Source organism: Agrobacterium genomosp. 13 str. CFBP 6927 (assembly GCA_900012615.1).
In the GTDB taxonomy this organism is placed as follows: domain Bacteria; phylum Pseudomonadota; class Alphaproteobacteria; order Rhizobiales; family Rhizobiaceae; genus Agrobacterium.
Window position 1 is genome coordinate 925,650 of sequence record LT009757.1, and the last position, 16,992, is coordinate 942,641.

Consider the following 16,992-nt stretch of genomic DNA (forward strand, 5'->3'; position numbering starts at 1 on the left):
ATTCCGGTTTTTGCGCCGGTGCTATAGCAAGCGACCTGTCATTCCGCCGATCACGACGGACAAAATGGCACGCGCCCAAATACGTAGGGATCCGGGGTATGGCAAAAGCAAAGCTGACACGTGCTGAACAGAAGATACAACGTCCGCTGCAAATTCTCGACGCCGCATTTGAGGAATTTACCAAAAGGGGATTTACGGCGACGCGGGTGGAGGACATTGCCGAGCGGGTGGGAGTAACGAAAGGCACGGTCTACGTCTATTTCGAAACCAAGGAAGCGCTGTTCGAGGCAATGATCAGACATGCCTCCGCGCCTTTTCAGGAGACCTTCAAGGCCTATGCGCGCACATCCGAAGACCCCGTCGAAGAGCTTCGCCTGCTGCTCGAGTTCCTGTTCGACGCACTTGTCGACAACAGGATGATGCGGGAGCTGTTCCGCCTCATAGTCGCGGAGGGCGCGAAATTCCCCGATCTCATAGACCAGCACCATGATGTGTTGATGGCACCGGTATTCGCGCGCATCGATGCAATTCTCGAAGAGGGCGTGGCGAAAAAAAGGTTCAGGGCCAATCCGCCGGAACTCGCCAAGGTCGTGATGTCACCAATGGTCGGAACATTGGTGTTCAGGCTGATTTTTGACGACCGGCGTAGTCTGGACAGGAAGGCCGTTCTCAAGATTCATCTGGAATTGATTATGCGCGGGTTGCTGGCTTAACTGCCTTCAGCCGACGCGGCCACCGCCCCGCCGGCTCGCTTGGTCTGACGACGAGCACCTAAGCCGTACGCGCGCCGGTGAAATTGTCCGAGGCTGCAAATTCGGGTAGCTGGAGGTTGCCGCGGAAGTCGTCGCTTATGTAATCCGTATCGATGATTGCACGGCGGCGCAGTTCCGGCAGAAGTCCGTTGACCAGGAGGTCTTCCTGCTCGGGATTGCCAAACCCGTGAAGAGAAAGCACGTCGAGAATTCCCGCGCGATACCGCTCCTCGATGGCATCCACAAGTTTCTCGGGCGTACCCGCCACGGACCAATGCCCCGTTTCCTGGGCCTGGATAATCAATTCGCGCAATGACAGCCCCTGCTTGACGTAGCGGCGGAAAACTTCCACCCGACCGCGTCTGCGGTTGATGCTTGTCACTTCCGGCAGCAAGGTGTCGGGGAGAGGCTGGTCCAGCGGCAATCCGGAAAGGTCGAGATCGCCGCCCAGCATATCCGCCAGTTTCAGTCGCCCCTGCTCGTAGTCGATGCGCTCATGCTTTTCCTTCAATCGACGTGCGACATCCGCATCGGACTCGCCAATGACCGCATGGAAGGAATTCATGATCAGGGGCAGGCCGCCGGCACGGCCGAAAGCCGTTGCCCGCCGCCGCAATTCGGTCGCGAATGCGACGGCATCTTCGAAACGAGGCTGCGACGTGTAGACAACCTCGGCATAACGTGCGCCAACGGTAACACCCGCTTCCGACTGGCCGGCCTGGAACAGCACGGCCCTGCCCTGCGGCAGCGGCGGCACATTGAGCGGTCCCTGCACGCTGAAATACCGGCCCTCATAGGCGATGGGGTGAAATTTGGCGGGATCCACTGCGATTGCGCCCGAGGCTTTGCGCTGGGCCGCGTCCCGCTCGTTGGCATCATAAAGGGCGTTGACGACTTCGATGAACTCCGCTGCGCGCTCGTAACGCTCCTCCGGGCTTGGCAAGGCTTCGCCGAAATTTTCCTCGCCGACGGAAGATGTCACCGCATTCCAGCCCGCGCGGCCGCCGCTGAGGTGGTCCAGCGTGCCGATCTGGCGCGCAAGATTGTAAGGGTGATGGAAGGTGGTGGAAATCGTCGCGATCAAACCGATCCGCGATGTCGCCTGGCTGAGCGCCGCCAGCGTCACGATCGGCTCCTGAATGCCTGCCGTACCAGCAAGACCGGCGGGATCAATATGAAGAAGATCGGCCGTAAAAAGGCCGGTGATCTTTTCAGCTTCGGCCTTTTTCGCCAGTTCCACCGCGCGTTTAATGCCGGTTGTCGCAATGTGGTCGTTCGATGCGGCAACCACGCTGCTTGCACCGGTGAGTGTTTTCAGACGTCGGGGGCGAGTGAGCGCCATGATCGGTTCCTTTTCAATGCTGGTTCGTGTTTCTTGCCTGATGGCAGGCAAATGGCGGGCTCACGCAAGCACGGGAACCGCATCGATCAGTTTTCGCGTGTAGCCATGCCGGGGAGCGGAGAATACCTCTGCGACATCGCCGCTTTCGACGATGCGGCCGTCTTTCATCACCAGCACCCGGTCGGTCAGGTGGCGCACGACACCGAGATCATGAGAGATGAACAGCAGCGAGGTGCCGGATGCCGCCTGGAGTTCCGCGAGAAGATCGAGAACCTGCGCCTGAACCGAAACGTCCAATGCGCTCACCGGCTCATCGGCAACCAGGAGGCGCGGGCGCGGAGCAAATGCTCTGGCGATGGCCACGCGCTGGCGCTGCCCGCCCGAAAGCTCGCGGGGATAACGGCTGAGGAAATCGCCGCCCAACCGAACGGCTTCGAGGACTTCCAGCACGCGGTCGCGGCGCTCGGATCCATAAAGCCCCGTGACATCGAGGCTTTCGCCGACGATCTTCTCAACCGTATAACGCGGATCGAAGGAACTGAAGGCATCCTGGGCGATCAGCTGCATGGTGCCGCGGCGCGATCTGCGCAGGCTTTCCGCAACATTGTTCCATGGCTGGCCCTCGATCAAAACCGTGCCTTCCTCGGGTTCGACAAGCCCCAGAACCATTTTTGCGACGGTCGTCTTTCCGGAACCGGACTCGCCCACAATGCCGAGCGCCTCACCGGCAGAAAGCTCGAAGGAGACATCGTTGACGACAGGCGCGTTTTCCGGACCGCCGTAATGTTTGACGAGATTGTGGATCGAAAGAACATGCTTGCCCGGATGGACGGTCCTTGGTGGCAGCGGCTCGCGTTGCGAAACTGGTGCTCCCCCGCCGTCAGCCGGCAACGGCACCGCTGCCGAAAGCCGATAACCCTTCGATCCGGCCGATGGCACGGCGTCGAGCAATTGGCGCGTATAGGCGTGTTTCGGCCGACGCAGCAGCTCTTGCGTTGGCCCTTCCTCGACGATTCTGCCTTCATTCATGACAAGAACGCGGTCAGCAAGACGCGAGACCACCGCCAGATCATGGCTGATCAACAGCAGCGTATGTCCGGCTTTTCGACGTTCGGCCAGCAGATCGAGAATCTGCTTCTGCACCGTCGCATCGAGTGCCGTGGTTGGTTCATCTGCGATCAACAGCGAAGGGTTGCGGGCGATCGCGGTTGCGATCAGGGCACGCTGCCGCAGCCCGCCGGAAAGCTGGTGCGGATATTGACGCAACCGGCGAACGGGATCGGGAATGCCGACAGACTTCAACAGCGCGTGGCTGTCGAAACCTTCCGGCGCACGGGCAAAGAGTTTCCGACGGCCGGCGGCATCGGAAAGCTGCTGCGAAATCCGGCGCAGCGGATCGAGCGAGACCAGCGCATCCTGCAGGACAAAACCAATCTTCTCCCCGCGAAGACGTCGCCAGCCCGCTTCGCGCAGGCCCAGCACATTTTCTCCCGCTACCTCGAACCTGTCCGCGGCCACCCTGGCGGCATGGCCGGCAAGCCCGATCAACGAACGGGCCGTGACCGATTTTCCTGACCCGGACTCTCCGACAAGCGCGACGGTTTCGCCCCGATGAATGGTCAGATCGATGCCGTGTACGACGGTGTTGTCACCGTTGCCGCGCGGAAAACCGATCTTCAGATTGCGCACATCGATAAGCGGCGTCATGCCTGTCTCCTGCCTTCGAATGCGATCTGCCAGCGTTTTCCCAGAATGCTGATGGCGATGACGGTGAGGGTAATGGCGAGGCCCGGCCAGATGCCGATCCACCACGCCACCCGCAGATAATTGCGCGCTTCCGCCAGCATGGCGCCCCATTCGGGGATTGGCGGTTGCGGCCCCATGCCGAGAAAGCTGAGGCCCGCTGCCTGAATGATGGTGGAGCCGAGGCCGATCGTCGCCAGAATGGGAACCTGTGCTATCGCATGCGGCAGCACATGCCGGGTGACCAGCGTAAAGCGGCGGAGACCGAAGGTTTTCGCCTGTTCCACATAACCGCTTCTGGCGATGACGAAGGTCTGGGCGCGCACCACGCGGGCAAAACGCGGCACGGAGGCGACACCGAGCGCGAAGATGAGATTGACCGTTCCCGGCCCGGTAAACGAAATCAGCACCAGCGCCAGAAGCAAATCCGGGAACGACGATACGACATCGAGAAACCGCGATATCAGTTCATCCACCGCGCCGCGTGCAAGACCGGCGACAAGGCCGAGCAGGGAACCGACCAGCGCGGCAATGGCGATGGCGCTGACACCGATCAGGATCGAATAACGCGCGCCATAGACCACCCGCGAAAAGACATCACGGCCCAGATGATCGGTTCCGAACCAGTGTTCGGCAGATGGCGGCAGTTGCGCTTGCAGGGGATCAGCCAGCAGGGGATTGGCGGCGGTGACAAATTGCGGCCAGATGGTCGCCGTTGCCACAAAAAGCAGAAACAGCGACGAGAGTGTCAGCCCCGGTCTGGCAAACAGCACCGATAAAACCTGCCGCAGACGGCCGGTGGCGGATATGGGCTTGTCGAAGGAAATGCTCATGGCTTTCTCCTCCCACCCTCGTTGCGCAGCCTGGGATCAAGCAGCAGGTACAGGACATCCACGAGCGTGCTCATCACCACATAAATGAGTGCGGACAGGATGGCGACCGCCAGGACCACCGGCATGTCATGTGCAAGAACGGCGTCGACTGTTATCCGCCCGAGGCCCGGACGTCCGAACACCGCTTCGGTGATGACGGCACCGGACAAAAGATTGCCGACCAGCCAGCCGGCAAGGGTTACGGTCGGGAGCGCGGCATGGCGAAGGCCGTGGCGCAGCCTGAGGACAAGATCGCTTGCGCCCCAGCTACGAACCGTCAGCGCAAAAGGCTCCTCAAGCGCCCGTTCCAGCCCTTCGCGCAGGACCTGTCCAAGAACAGCGCCGAGCGACAGGCCAAGCGACAGGGCCGGCAGCACCAGCGCCGACAGGTTCCGGTCGCCGGAAACTGGGAAAATCTTGAAGGTGAATGAAAAGACGTAAAGCAGCAGAATGCCAAGCCAGAATGTCGGCGTGGAAATCAGCGTCAGTTCCAGACCGCCGGCAATGCTGCGTGATATGGGTTTGCCGGCGGTGAGGATGGCGCTTGTGACCGCAAAGATGATGGCAACCGCAAGTGCGGCAGCAGTCAGCTTCAGCGTCGGCAGCATCTGCGTTGCCACAAGGCTCGATATATCGGTCTGCAGAATATAGGATCGGCCGAAATCACCGTGCAGCAATCGTGTCAGATAAGCGAGATACTGGTCGAGAATGGACTGATCCAGTCCCCATTCGGCACGGATGGCCGCCTCGACCTCGGGCGTGCGGATCTGTTCACCGATCAGCAGGCTGACAATGTCTCCGGGGGCAAGCTGGATGCTGATGAAGCTCAGCGTCACCGCCGCCCACAGGACCAGTATGCCCGAGCCGATGCGGCCGAGAACCTGAAGCGGCAGGCCGCCCCGCCGCCGGAAACGCCCGCGGCGGAAAAAGGACGTCGGTGCCTGGCCCAGGGATGTCACATTGTCAGCGCTCATGCCGTCCAATCTCACTTTGTTTCAGTTGTCAGCCGTTCCTGAAGGATTATTCGCTCCGCCACACGTCGTAGGCGTTTTCAGGCAATTGCTTGAACGGCCGGAAGCTGATGCCTTTCACATGTTTTGCGGCGGCAACCTGATCTTCGGGCTCATAGAGCGGAATGGCGTAAGCCTGATCGACAATCGCGAAACGCTGCAGCTTCGCATAAACCTCGAAACGCTTTTTCTGATCGAGGGTCGATGCCGCCGCGTTCAGCCATTGCGCCAGTTCCGGCGCTTCGGCGCGGCTGTAGTTGATGGTGCCACCCTTCTGCAGCGGCAGGTAATGATATTCGATGTCGATCGCATCCGTCGGCGTGTTGGAATTGGCGATGGAACCGAACTGGCCGGTCTTGCGGCGATCCGTGTAGGTGCCCGCATCGACATAATTGATGGCTAGATCGATGCCCGCCACTTGCCGGGCCTGTGCCTGCAGCGCCTGCAGGAGGACATCGCGCTGATCGCGCACAGTGGCCTGCGCCTGCACGACATCGATGGTCAGACGCTTGCCGTCCTTGGTGCGGAAACCGTCCGCATCCTTCTCGCGCCAGCCCGCTTCGTCCAGCAGCCTGTTGGCCAATTCAGCATCTGCCCCGTAGGCGTTCTCGATGCTCTTGTCATAAAACTGCGGATCGATCGGCGAGGTGATGCCCCAGGCACGGGTGCGTTCACCGCGATAAACCGCCTTCAGGACCTTGTCGATATCAAGCGAAGCGAGGAGCGCCTTGCGTACTTTGACATCCTGCGTCGGACCCCAGGTGACATTGAGGAAGAGCGAGTAGGGCGTCCCCGTATTGAGCGCCGTCTGATAGGTGAAGTCGGGATTATCCTTGAAGAGAGCCGCGTCGTTGCCCGAAATCCCTTCGATCACATCGAGCTGCCCGGAGGTCAATGCACCGGTCCTTACCGAGGATTCCGGCAGGAAACGATAGGTCACCTGATCGAGATAGGCCGCCCCCTGGTGTTTGGCGGTCTTCGGCGCCCAATTATAATCGGGGTTCTTTTCGAACTGGATTTCCTGACCCTTGACGTAGCGCTTGAGAATGAAAGGACCGGTTCCAGCAACTTCCGGTCCGCCAGCCTTGATTTGCGGCGATGCAAAAGCAGCCGGCGACAGGATTTCGAGGCCCGCGACATAATCGAGGAAGGGTGCGTAAATGTCTTTCAGGGTGAAAGATACCGTATGGGAATCGACGGCTTTCAGCTCGGCGATGCGCGAAACCGGACCGGCGCTGACGCTGGTGGAATAGGCAGGATCTTTAAGCTTTTCGAAATTGGCGATCACCGCCTGCGCATCGAATTTCTGGCCGTCGGTGAAGGTGACGTCGTCGCGCAGCTTGAACGTATAGGTCTTGCCATCCTCGGAAATGCTGTGGCCGGTCGCGAGCCACGGCACATATCCGCCATCGGCAGTCCGCGCCAGAAGCGATTCATAGGCGTTTCGCAGCAAAAGCTTGGTCTTGTCCTGGCCGTTCAGTTGCGGATTGAGCGTCGCCGGTTCCGTCTCGACACCCCAGGTCAATGTACCGCCACTGACGGGCTTGGCGTCCTGCGCAGAAGAGAGCACCGGGAAGGCCGAAATTGCCAGCAGCGCGGTGCCTGCGACGACGAACTGTCTGCGATTGAGCATGCTTAAACTCCATTAAAATATTGAATCGCCGACGGATCAGGCGTTTTGCTGAAGCCAGATATCGTAGGCATTATCGGGAAGGCGTTTGAAGGGTCTGAAGCCGACACCCTTGACCGCGACCGAAGCGGCAATCTGGTCGTCGGGCACATAAAGCGGCAGGCCGAGCGCCTGCTCCAGAAGCGCATAACGCTGCAATTTCGCGTAGATTTCGAAGCGTTTTTGCTGATCGAGCGTCGCTGCCGCCTCGTCCAGCCAGGCGGATATTTCCGGCGCCTCGGTGCGGCTGTAATTGATCGATCCGCCCTTGTCGCGCGGCAGATAGTGGAAATAGATCGTGACGCCGTTTTCCTGCGTCGTCGTCGAATTCGGAATAATGCCGTACTGGCCGTCCTTCTGGCGGCTGGAATAGGTCCCCGCATCGACATATTGCAAGGCGAGATCGATACCGGCATTCTGGCGCAGCTGTGCCTGCACCGCCTGCAGGAGAATATCGCGCTGGTCACGCACGGTCGATTGCGACTGCACGACCTCGATCGTCAATCGCTTGCCGTCCTTCACGCGGAAACCATCACCGTCGCGGACGGACCAGCCGGCTTCATCGAGCAGGCTATTGGCGAGCTTCGGATTGAAACCATAGGCCTGCTCGATACTCTTGTCGTAGAAATCGGTATCCGCGGGGGTGAGAATACCCCAGGCACGCTTGCGTTCGCCGCGATAGACGGCTTGCAGGATCTGGTCCACGTCAACCGCCGCCTGAAATGCCCTGCGTATTTTAACGTCGGCGGTCGGCCCGTAATTGACGTTGAGGTAAAGCGTATAGGGCGTACCGGTATTGATTGCCGTCTGATAGGAAAATTCCGGGTCGTCCCGGAAGAGACCGGCATCATTGCCCGGAATTCCCTCGATCACCTGGACCTGACCGGAAGACAGAGCACCGCTGCGCACGGCGGATTCCGGCAGGAAACGATAAGTCACCTCATCCAGATAGGCTGGCCCCTGATGGCCGGCAGTCGCCGGCGCCCAGTTGTAACCGGGATTTTTGACGAAACGGATTTCCTGACCCTTGACGTAACGGTCGAGAACGAACGGGCCGGTGCCGGCAATTCCAGGCCCACCCGATTTCAGCTGCGGTGAGGAGAAGGCCCGCGGCGACAGGATTTCAATACCGGAAGCGCCGTCAAGGAAAGGCGCATAGACCCGCCCGAGCTTAAGGACGAGCGTGTGCTCGTCCACGGCAAGCGCTTCAGTAACGTGAGACAGGTGGCCGGCGCTGATACTGCCGGAATAGGTCGGCTCCTTCAGCTTGGTGAAATTGAGCGCCACCGCGGCAGCATTGAACTTCTCGCCATCGCTGAACGTCACGTCGTCGCGCAAGATGAAAGTGTATTGTTTGCCATCATCGGAGATCGAATAGCTTTTAGCCAGCCATGGCGCATAACCGCCATCGGGCGTACGAGCCAGAAGCGACTCATAGGCATTGCGCAGAATGAGCTTCGCCTTGGCCTGCCCGTTCAGATGCGGATTGAGCGTGCTTGGCTCGGTCTCCACAGCCCAGATCAACGAACCGCCGCTTGTCGGCGTCTGCGTGGTATCGCCTGCACCGAAGGCGACCCGGCCGCCGGCAAAAATCGCTGCGGCGCTCGTTGCCAGAATGAAATGACGTCTGGTTACCATCTCTAATCCCCTGTGCCGAATGGCCTGCCTTCACGCAGCGAGAGCGCGGCTGGCTGCCGCCAGATATTCGATTGTCTTCAGGCGATGCGCGCCGTCGGATACGGGGCAATCGACGACGAACTCGTTGATGCCATGATGGTGATGAAGCCGGAGCAGTTCGGCACGAACCGTGGCCGGCGAGCCACGCACGATGAGCGGGCTGCGTTCCTCGATACGATAATGCGTCGCGCCCGCCTGCCGGGCATATTCCCGGGCCTGCTCCTCGCTGCCGACGTTCACGCCCTGCCCGCCTTCGACCTCGACGCGAAAGCGACGGCTTTCAACCGCAAGCGTATCGGCAGCCTCATCGGTTTCGGCAACCACGACGGCCACGGCGAGAGCCGCATATTTGCCGCCGGCGGTTCTGAACGCATCCAGCGCCTCGGAAATGGCCGCCTCATTGCCATGGATATGGCCGGCATAAACGAAGTTCCATCCCAGCCTGCCGGCAAGCCGCCCGCTTTCCGGGCTCGCCCCAAGCAGGAAACGGTTGGGTGGCGAAGGCGGAAGGGGATAGGCCGCAAGCCTGTCTTCACCCCGATTTTCTGATCCGTCATCGCTGACATACTGCTCGAGATCCTCAAGCTGCCGTTCAAACGAGGGCTTGCGCGCCGGATCATAGGCGCCCTGAAGGGCACGCGTGGAGAGTGGAAGCCCGCCCGGCGCCTTGCCAATGCCCAGATCGACACGACCGGGCGCAAGCGTTGAAAGCAGCTTGAAGTTTTCGGCGACCTTGTAGGCGCTGTAATGCTGCAGCATGACGCCTCCAGACCCGATATTGATCCGCTGGGTCTGCGCCAACAGAAAACCGATCAGCACTTCGGGAGACGAGCTTGCCAGTTTTGGCGAGTTATGGTGCTCGGCAACCCAGAAGCGCAGGAAGCCGTGCGCTTCCGCTTTTTGCGCCAGCGTCACTGTTCTTTGCAGCGCCGCCACGGCGCTTTCATCGTGATGGATCGGACTCTTGTCGAGAAAGCTCAAACCAAAGGTCATCGACACTCCAGGGTAACGGTCGTTAATTTGATAAAATCTATATTTTTAGTGATATAAATAATCGAGCAATGATATTTCCTTATTCAATTGCACAATAAAAGATCATGCCGCGCCAAAGCCGCATGCCTTGCGCCATGCTTCTGCCCGCGGCTGAGGCCGGTGCAAGCTTTCAACGCTTGATCACCACCGCCCGGACAGCCGGCTTTCGTGTCCAAGCGAGACAAGCCATGCCCGATGTCATCATTCACTCCTCTTTACTTCACCCCTTGACCCAACCTCTCATCGAAGGCCTGATCAGCGAATATGACGGGCGATATGGCGCGACAGATCGCCCCGGCGGTGCGCGCGGCGAGATATTCCGATATCCGGAAGGGCTCTATTCCCCGCCGCTGGGCGATCTCCTGCTGGTGCAGCGAGACGGCAGGACCATTGCCGGCGGCGCCTTCATGAGCCACGACGACGAAACGGCCGAAATAAAGCGGATATGGACCGATCCATCGCTGCGACGTCAGGGACTTGCCCGCACCATCATGTCGGCGCTTGAAGAAAGCGCTGCAGCCCTTGGCTATACCCGCACCTATCTCTCGACCGGATTTCGTCAGCCGGAAGCCGTGGCGCTTTACCTCAGCCTCGGATATCGCCCGCTTTTCGACCCGGCGGCCGATCCGCATCTTTATCGCTCGCTACCTTTCGAAAAGCACATCGGCACCAGGGCCGGGCACAGGGGAAACACGCCCGTCTATCCTCCCGCCGCTTCCTTCGAAGAGGCGACCGCGCGAGTGAAAGCTTTAAAGGAAGGGCAGGAGGCGAAAATCCTAGCGCGCTTTGCCGGGCACAGCGCAGCACGGGCTGGGGGAGGCCGCGATGAACTATCGTACCAGAGCGTGCTTTCCGCCCGTACGGCTCAACCCTCAGCACGGAGTGCGACATGACTTTCGCAACGAATTTTCATCTGGGCATAGACCTCAGTCACCGTTCCCTTGATGTACTCGGGCAAGACAGCAAGTCAAATGGCCTTCTCCGGCGTCTTGACGAAGGTGTCGATCTCATCACCCTTGAAGACGATTTTGCGCGCTCCACAGGCGATGGCCTCGATGCCATATTGCTCGCAAACTGGCTTGGCGCCCGAACCAGCCACGCCGGCATCCTTGCCGGTGCGCCGATCAACTTCCTTGAACCCTTCCATGTATCGACCGCCATCGCCACACTCGATTACGTTACCGAAGGTCGTGCCGGCCTTCTTGCGCAACGGCTTGAGGGCAGCCGGGCGGCTGCGGCAAGACGCGCGACCGGGGAGCTTAACGGCTATCCGGAAAACAACCGCCAGGCGCTCGAACGGGATTTCGACGAAGCGATAGACGTCATTCGTCGGCTCTGGGACAGCTGGGAAGATGACGCCGTCATCCGCGATCCGGAAAGCCAGCGCTTCATTGACGGCGCAAAATTGCGTTATGTCGATTTCAGGGGCGCAAATTTTAACGTCCTCGGCCCGTCGATCACACCGCGGCCTCCACAAGGCCAGCCCGTCATCGCCGCCATAGTGGGACCTAGAGACAGCATCCTTCCGACCTCCGCCGTCGATCTCGCATTCTTGCGTGCAAGCGAGAGCGAGCTTTTGTCGCTGGTGAGGGGGCTCAAATCCAGACATCCGGAGCTGCGGCTCCTTGCCGACATCGGCATTGGGATTGACGAGCCCGAAAAAGATACGATCCCGCAATGGAAGGATGAAGTGGCGACGACGATTTCACGGACACGCGCATTGGCCACAGCGGGGCTGGATGGCATCCGCTTCCTGCCACGACAACCGGAACGGGATCTTGCACCCCTGTCGGATCATATCCTGCCGGCGCTTCGCGATGCCGGACTTGCGCAACCAGGACGCGGATCGACGCTGCGTGACCGCCTGTCATTGCCTGCCGCCGTGAACCGTTACGCCGTCGCAGCCGCCTGAAAGCCATCGGAAATAACACCATGTCAAAGAAGCAAGTCATCATCGGGGCCCAGTTTCCGGGCGTCAACAACTTCACGGTCTGGAGCGATCCAGCGGCCGGCAGCCAGATCGCTTTCTCGTCTTTCAGGCATTTCGCCGAAACGGTGGAGCGGGGAAAACTGGACTTCATTTTCCTCGCAGAGGGATTACGGGTACGCGAACAGAAGGGTCGTTTCCACGAACTGGATGTGGTTGGGCGGCCGAACACATTGGCGATCCTCACGGCAATCTCCGCCGTCACCACCAATGTGGGCCTGATCGGAACGCTCACCACAACATTTAACGAGCCCTATCCGTTAGCCCGCCAGCTTGCCACGCTTGACACACTTTCAAACGGCCGCGCCGGGTGGAATGTCGTCACCTCGCCCGGCGCCTTTACCGGCGCGAATTTCCGAAGAGGCGACCATCTGCCCTTTGCCGAACGTTATGAGCGGGCAAGGGAATTTATCGAGGCAACGCGGGCCGTCTGGAAGGGGCAGGATTTTGCCTTCAAGTCCAAGCACTTCGATATCGCCGGCCGTTCCGATCTGCCACCCTCGCCGCAAGGCGCTCCCGTCATCGCGCAGGCCGGCGATTCCGAAACCGGCCGCGAACTGGCCGCCAGCCACGCCGATGTCATCTATTCCCGCCACGGCACGCTTGAGGATGGGCAGGCCTTCTACAAGGACGTCAAGGCGCGGCTTTCCAGATATGGCCGCAGCGCGGACGACCTCAAAATATTGCCCGGCGCCGCTTTCGTTCTGGGCGACAGCCAGGAAGATGCCGAGGAACGGCAGCGCGCCATTCGTTTGCAGCAGGTAAGCCCGAAAAACGCGATCGTATTTCTGGAACAGGTATGGAATCGCGATCTCTCTTCTTATGACCCGGATGGACCGCTGCCGGAGATCGACGCCGAAGTCGCCTCTCCTGCAGTAGCGCAAGGCCGTGCGAGCCGTGTCGACGACCGGCTGGAAACCGCCCGCACCTGGCGGGAAATCGCCAAGCGCGAAAAATTGAGCATCCGTCAGCTCATCATCAAGGTGACGGCACGCCAGCATTTCATCGGCACGCCGGAAACGGTGGCGAGACAGATCAACAACTACGTTCAGGAAAACGCCGCCGACGGCTTCGTTTTTGCCCCGCATCTTACGCCAACAGGCTTTGATGAATTCGTCGACAAGGTCATTCCCTATCTTCAGGAATGGGGCGTCTACCGACAGCAATATGAAACGCAGACATTGCGGGGCAATCTCGGCCTCGCCGTGCATTGATCCTTGGTTCACTCCCGGACATACGAGAAATGCCGAAAGGCCGCCTTTTTCAAGGCCTGTCGGCACTTGCGTTCAAACGAACGCGCCACAGAATTCTAAATTCCGTACCCCTTGCTTGATCTTTCAGTCCAGCGCATCAAAAAGCGAAAGATATCGCTCACCACTGTCGGGAAAGACGACGGCAATCGTCTTGCCACTGTTTTCCACGCGCCGTGAAAGTTCGATGGCAACCGCGATGGCAGCGCCGGACGAGGTTCCGACCAGGAGGCCTTCCTCCCTTGCGACAGCAAGTGCAGCCCGCCGCGCCTGCTCGGTCGTAACGGCGACAACCTCATCCACAACGCCCTTGTTGTAAGTCTCCGGCAGGGTGCTTTCCTCCACCTCCGTGACCTTGTGCACGCCTTCGATCGTCAGCGCATCAGGATTGTCGGGGGACGGAACGGACTCCGGCGTAGGTTCGGCAACGACAATTTTTATTTCCGGGTTTTGCGACTTGAGGAAGCGCCCGGCACCGGAAACGGTGCCGCCCGTACCAACCGTAGCCACCAGAATATCAATGTTTCCGTCGGTATCGCGCCAAATTTCGGGCCCAGTCGTCTCGAAATGCACCTGCGGGTTGGCGTCATTGGAGCGCTGACCGGTGTAAAAGGCGTCAGGGTTTTCACCCTTGATCCGATCGATAATGCGATGGATCGCATCGGGCTGGAAAAGCTCCTCGTTTTCGATCAGTTCGATCTCGGATCCAAACTGGCGAAGAATGTTGATCTTATCTTCGCTGATCGTATTGCGAAGGTAAAATTTCGTGCGATATCCGCGCGCGGCGGCGACAGCCGCAAATCCTATACCGGTATTGCCACTGGTGAGATCGAAAAGAAGATCACCCGGCTTCAATTTACCGCTCTTCTCCGCTTCGCGGATGATGCCCCATGCGGTTCGGTCTTTCACGCTGCCTGCGGGATTGAGGTACTCGATCTTGGCAAGGATCCTCGACGAAAGATCGTATTTCTCCGCTATTCTGGCGAGTTCCACGAGCGGCGTGTTGCCAACGAGTTCCGTAAAATCACGATAGATCCTGCCCAATTTCGCTATCCTGTTTTGAATTGAAGGGGATGTGAAACGACCCGGACAAGGCGCCGGATTACCTGGCTTCCATCCGTTGACGAGGAGAAATGGAAGGTTGAAAGCAGGCTTGGCGAGGCATCTTCACGCTCAGGCGACACGGTGTTTCGCCCATGATGCAAATCTGCCCAGGCCGATCGTCGCATCGCCATCCGTGACGCACAGCCTTCTCATGCGTCAGTTTTTTCGCTCTCAGTTCGTGGGGCTATTCCCACACCTCCCTGCGGTGTTGGCAGGATGCCGTTCACCGCGAAATCTCCCACGATACGGTCGTGATAAATGCGGGGATTGTGCGAGGTTATGGTGCGGGCGTTTCGCCAGTGCCGGTCCAGACCATGGCTGCGCTTTGCCGCGGAGGCGCCAAGGGCATCGAAAAGGATCGTGGAAGCGTCGAGGATCAGATTGCTGACCACAGTCACCGACTGGCTGACCTCAAGGTCCGCATTGCGATTTGCCAGCGCAATGCGCTCCTCATCTCCGGAGAGATTGGCCTCATAGGCAGCCTGCAAGGCTTCTGCCGCCTTTAACACGATAACGCCGGCGCTGTAGGCCGCACCTCTCACCCGCCCCACGACCTGAAGCACCTGTGGGTCTTCGGCAAAACGCGAGGCGTTGCTGCGCTGATAGACCCGCTTGCGTTCCGCCACATGACGGGCGATTTCCGTGGCGGCCGCGCGGCCAATTCCGGCAAGTGAGGCCAGATGGACAAGCTGGAAAAAGCCACCTGAATAGCTGAAACGCAGGGCGCTTGGCTTGATGAGATCATCGGAAATCGCCACGTCCGTAAAACGCGCCGTACCGCTGGCCGTCAGTGCCTGCCCAAAACCATCCCAGTCGTTGAGAATCTCAACGCCTTCCGCCCTGGTGGGAACGAGAGCGCCAACCGGTACGCCATCGCCATCCACGGCGCCGAGCGTTATCCAATCGGCATAAAGCGAGCCGGTCGTATAATATTTCTCGCCGTTCAGCCGCCAGCCGCCGCCATATCGGGTAAGCTGGGTGGAATATGTTCCAATCCGGGCATCTCCCAATTCGGAAAAACCGCTGCCGATGGTTTCGTCTTGTCCGATCCGGGTAAGCCATGCATCCCGCCATGGCGAAGCTGCAGCGTTGAGCAGGTCCTCCGTGAACCCCAGGTGGCTGCGGTAGGCATTGGTGAGATTGGGATCCGCTTCCGCCAGTTCGATGATGAGCCCGAAGAGCTCCGGAAGCGTCAAGCCGAGACCACCAAACTCCTCCGGCAGACGCAGCCTGGAAAAGCCGGCTTTTTTCAATGCTTGATAATCATCGAAACGAAGCACGCGATCGAGATCGTGCCGTATGGAATCCCTGCCAATTTCGGAAAAAATCCCCCGAAATTTCTCGGCTATCGTATCAAAGCGTGCGCTGGGAGCGGAACCCCAGGCCTGGGTGGCATTGGTCATTACAAATTCCTGTCTGTGGACCAGTCTGGTGAATATTCCGCCGACCTATGCGGCAGCGGCTTCGGCACCCTGTTCGAAATCGTGCAGATGAATGGCGATTTCAAAGCCCCGGCGTTTCAGCCAGTGGGCAACCACGCTTGCGCGGGCGCCCAGCAGGTCATCCACCAGAATGACCCGCGCTCCGCGCACGGCAATGGTGCGATAGGCAACACCGAGAAGCTGTCCGCCTTCCGAAGAAATCGAACCTTGCAGGTGTGAGATCGCGAATTCTTCCGGTGTTCTGACATCGAGGAAATAGGTCGTTCGCGCCGTGTCCCGCAACCATGTCTCGGCCGTGACATGATCGATAAACAACACCTCGTCATCGCGGGAGAATGTTTCCAGACGTGTCTTTGCGATGTGCTTGGCGTCATCACTGGCGGGCGAATAGGTTTGTGAAAGACCCGTTTCCAGTTCAAACCCGTCATCCGTCCAGCCGCGCGTCCCATCATGCAAATAGCTGACATCGTTTTCGACACCGGCGTCGATCAATGTCTGGGCACCGAGGATTGCACGGGGAAGGCCCGCACAGGAGACGACGACCCTTGTTTTGGGTGAGGGCACGAGGTCGGAAAAACGCAGCAGAAGTTCTGCACCCGGCACGCCAATGGCGCCCGGCACGTGCGCCTTTTCATATTCCGCTATTGTGCGGGTGTCGATGACGACAACGTCTTCGCCGGCTTCCTTCCACGCCTTGAGTTCGCGGGCGAAAACGACGGGTGTGTTCTTTTCGCCGCGTATCTGCTGGACGAAGGGAACGCCGGGAATATCGAATGTCGGCAAGGCGTCAACGCCGCCCTCAATCCACGCCGGAATTCCTCCGCGCAGAAAATGAATGTCGCTCCAGCCCCTGGCGGCCAGCCGCTCCGCCGCCTGCTCCGCGCTTCCCTTGCCATCATCCACCAGAACGGTTCGCACGACGCGGCGTGGAATGAAGCGCTCGATTTCCGCATCCAGTCTTTCAGCCGGGAGGTTGGTCGCAAACAGCGGCGAGGCATACCCCACCTCTTCTGCGGAGCGAATGTCGAGAACGGCAAGCTCCTTGCCATCTCTCAACCATTCGATGAGACGGTCTTTGGTTACAGCATGTACAGACATTGCGTATCCTCCTG

General features: G+C 59.5%; 14 protein-coding genes. 4 read left to right on the forward strand and 10 right to left on the reverse strand.

All coding sequences use genetic code 11. From position 1 onward, the window contains the following. The first annotated feature begins 98 nt into the window (after positions 1-98). Entirely contained in the window at positions 99-713 is a 615-nt protein-coding gene (locus AGR13A_RS18590; RefSeq protein WP_035226825.1) for a TetR/AcrR family transcriptional regulator, read from the forward strand. Between the two features lie 58 nt (positions 714-771). On the opposite strand, the gene AGR13A_RS18595 is transcribed toward AGR13A_RS18590, so the two are convergent. Genes AGR13A_RS18595 through AGR13A_RS18625 form a run of 7 tightly spaced genes read right to left on the reverse strand, consistent with a single transcriptional unit; the run spans position 772 to position 10,058 of the window. Next, complete coding sequence (locus AGR13A_RS18595; RefSeq protein WP_080838468.1) at positions 772-2,094, reverse strand: NtaA/DmoA family FMN-dependent monooxygenase; 1,323 nt, start codon at positions 2,092-2,094, stop codon at positions 772-774. A gap of 60 nt (positions 2,095-2,154) precedes the next feature. Continuing rightward, complete coding sequence (locus tag AGR13A_RS18600; RefSeq protein WP_080838471.1) at positions 2,155-3,801, reverse strand: dipeptide ABC transporter ATP-binding protein; 1,647 nt, start codon at positions 3,799-3,801, stop codon at positions 2,155-2,157. Beyond that, complete coding sequence (locus AGR13A_RS18605) at positions 3,798-4,670, reverse strand: ABC transporter permease (protein ID WP_080838474.1); 873 nt, start codon at positions 4,668-4,670, stop codon at positions 3,798-3,800. The genes AGR13A_RS18600 and AGR13A_RS18605 overlap by 4 nt, the downstream gene beginning before the upstream one ends. Beyond that, the gene (locus AGR13A_RS18610) at positions 4,667-5,683 is read right to left on the reverse strand and encodes an ABC transporter permease (protein WP_080838477.1); all 1,017 of its coding nucleotides are present in this window, start codon (positions 5,681-5,683) and stop codon (positions 4,667-4,669) included. Before AGR13A_RS18610 ends, AGR13A_RS18605 begins: the two co-directional genes overlap by 4 nt. 46 nt (positions 5,684-5,729) lie before the next feature. Beyond that, complete coding sequence (locus AGR13A_RS18615; RefSeq protein ID WP_080838481.1) at positions 5,730-7,352, reverse strand: ABC transporter substrate-binding protein; 1,623 nt, start codon at positions 7,350-7,352, stop codon at positions 5,730-5,732. A 36-nt stretch (positions 7,353-7,388) separates the two neighbouring features. After that, a complete protein-coding gene (locus AGR13A_RS18620) occupies positions 7,389-9,026 on the reverse strand; it encodes an ABC transporter substrate-binding protein (RefSeq protein WP_080838485.1) in 1,638 nt (545 codons plus the stop codon). Between the two features lie 30 nt (positions 9,027-9,056). Then, complete coding sequence (locus AGR13A_RS18625) at positions 9,057-10,058, reverse strand: MsnO8 family LLM class oxidoreductase (protein ID WP_080838489.1); 1,002 nt, start codon at positions 10,056-10,058, stop codon at positions 9,057-9,059. 227 nt (positions 10,059-10,285) lie between these two features. Here AGR13A_RS18625 and AGR13A_RS18630 point away from each other — a divergent pair, with 227 nt between their 5' ends. Genes AGR13A_RS18630 through AGR13A_RS18640 form a run of 3 tightly spaced genes read left to right on the forward strand, consistent with a single transcriptional unit; the run spans position 10,286 to position 13,298 of the window. Then, a complete protein-coding gene (locus tag AGR13A_RS18630) occupies positions 10,286-10,990 on the forward strand; it encodes a GNAT family N-acetyltransferase (RefSeq protein WP_080840316.1) in 705 nt (234 codons plus the stop codon). Next, positions 10,987-12,009, forward strand: coding sequence for an LLM class flavin-dependent oxidoreductase (locus AGR13A_RS18635; protein ID WP_080838491.1), 1,023 nt, complete (start codon positions 10,987-10,989; stop codon positions 12,007-12,009). The genes AGR13A_RS18630 and AGR13A_RS18635 overlap by 4 nt, the downstream gene beginning before the upstream one ends. Positions 12,010-12,029: 20 nt before the next feature. Continuing rightward, positions 12,030-13,298, forward strand: coding sequence for an LLM class flavin-dependent oxidoreductase (locus tag AGR13A_RS18640; RefSeq protein ID WP_080838494.1), 1,269 nt, complete (start codon positions 12,030-12,032; stop codon positions 13,296-13,298). Between the two features lie 123 nt (positions 13,299-13,421). Here the strand turns inward: AGR13A_RS18640 and AGR13A_RS18645 are convergent, their stop codons facing one another. From AGR13A_RS18645 to AGR13A_RS18655, 3 genes are all read right to left on the reverse strand, one after another. Continuing rightward, entirely contained in the window at positions 13,422-14,378 is a 957-nt protein-coding gene (locus tag AGR13A_RS18645) for a PLP-dependent cysteine synthase family protein (RefSeq protein WP_080838497.1), read from the reverse strand. A gap of 209 nt (positions 14,379-14,587) precedes the next feature. Next, positions 14,588-15,841, reverse strand: coding sequence for an acyl-CoA dehydrogenase family protein (locus AGR13A_RS18650; RefSeq protein WP_080838500.1), 1,254 nt, complete (start codon positions 15,839-15,841; stop codon positions 14,588-14,590). A gap of 45 nt (positions 15,842-15,886) precedes the next feature. Continuing rightward, positions 15,887-16,978: a rhodanese-like domain-containing protein gene (locus AGR13A_RS18655; protein ID WP_080838503.1), complete on the reverse strand. Its 1,092-nt coding sequence runs from the start codon at positions 16,976-16,978 to the stop codon at positions 15,887-15,889. Positions 16,979-16,992: the final 14 nt, after the last annotated feature.

What these genes read in the sequence shown, in the direction of transcription:
- AGR13A_RS18590 (WP_035226825.1), top strand. Translation starts at nt 99, where the DNA reads ATGGCAAAAGCAAAGCTGACACGTGCTGAACAGAAGATACAACGTCCG.
- AGR13A_RS18595 (WP_080838468.1), bottom strand. Translation starts at nt 2,094, where the DNA reads ATGGCGCTCACTCGCCCCCGACGTCTGAAAACACTCACCGGTGCAAGC.
- AGR13A_RS18600 (WP_080838471.1), bottom strand. Translation starts at nt 3,801, where the DNA reads ATGACGCCGCTTATCGATGTGCGCAATCTGAAGATCGGTTTTCCGCGC.
- AGR13A_RS18605 (WP_080838474.1), bottom strand. Translation starts at nt 4,670, where the DNA reads ATGAGCATTTCCTTCGACAAGCCCATATCCGCCACCGGCCGTCTGCGG.
- AGR13A_RS18610 (WP_080838477.1), bottom strand. Translation starts at nt 5,683, where the DNA reads ATGAGCGCTGACAATGTGACATCCCTGGGCCAGGCACCGACGTCCTTT.
- AGR13A_RS18615 (WP_080838481.1), bottom strand. Translation starts at nt 7,352, where the DNA reads ATGCTCAATCGCAGACAGTTCGTCGTCGCAGGCACCGCGCTGCTGGCA.
- AGR13A_RS18620 (WP_080838485.1), bottom strand. Translation starts at nt 9,026, where the DNA reads ATGGTAACCAGACGTCATTTCATTCTGGCAACGAGCGCCGCAGCGATT.
- AGR13A_RS18625 (WP_080838489.1), bottom strand. Translation starts at nt 10,058, where the DNA reads ATGACCTTTGGTTTGAGCTTTCTCGACAAGAGTCCGATCCATCACGAT.
- AGR13A_RS18630 (WP_080840316.1), top strand. Translation starts at nt 10,286, where the DNA reads ATGCCCGATGTCATCATTCACTCCTCTTTACTTCACCCCTTGACCCAA.
- AGR13A_RS18635 (WP_080838491.1), top strand. Translation starts at nt 10,987, where the DNA reads ATGACTTTCGCAACGAATTTTCATCTGGGCATAGACCTCAGTCACCGT.
- AGR13A_RS18640 (WP_080838494.1), top strand. Translation starts at nt 12,030, where the DNA reads ATGTCAAAGAAGCAAGTCATCATCGGGGCCCAGTTTCCGGGCGTCAAC.
- AGR13A_RS18650 (WP_080838500.1), bottom strand. Translation starts at nt 15,841, where the DNA reads ATGACCAATGCCACCCAGGCCTGGGGTTCCGCTCCCAGCGCACGCTTT.
- AGR13A_RS18655 (WP_080838503.1), bottom strand. Translation starts at nt 16,978, where the DNA reads ATGTCTGTACATGCTGTAACCAAAGACCGTCTCATCGAATGGTTGAGA.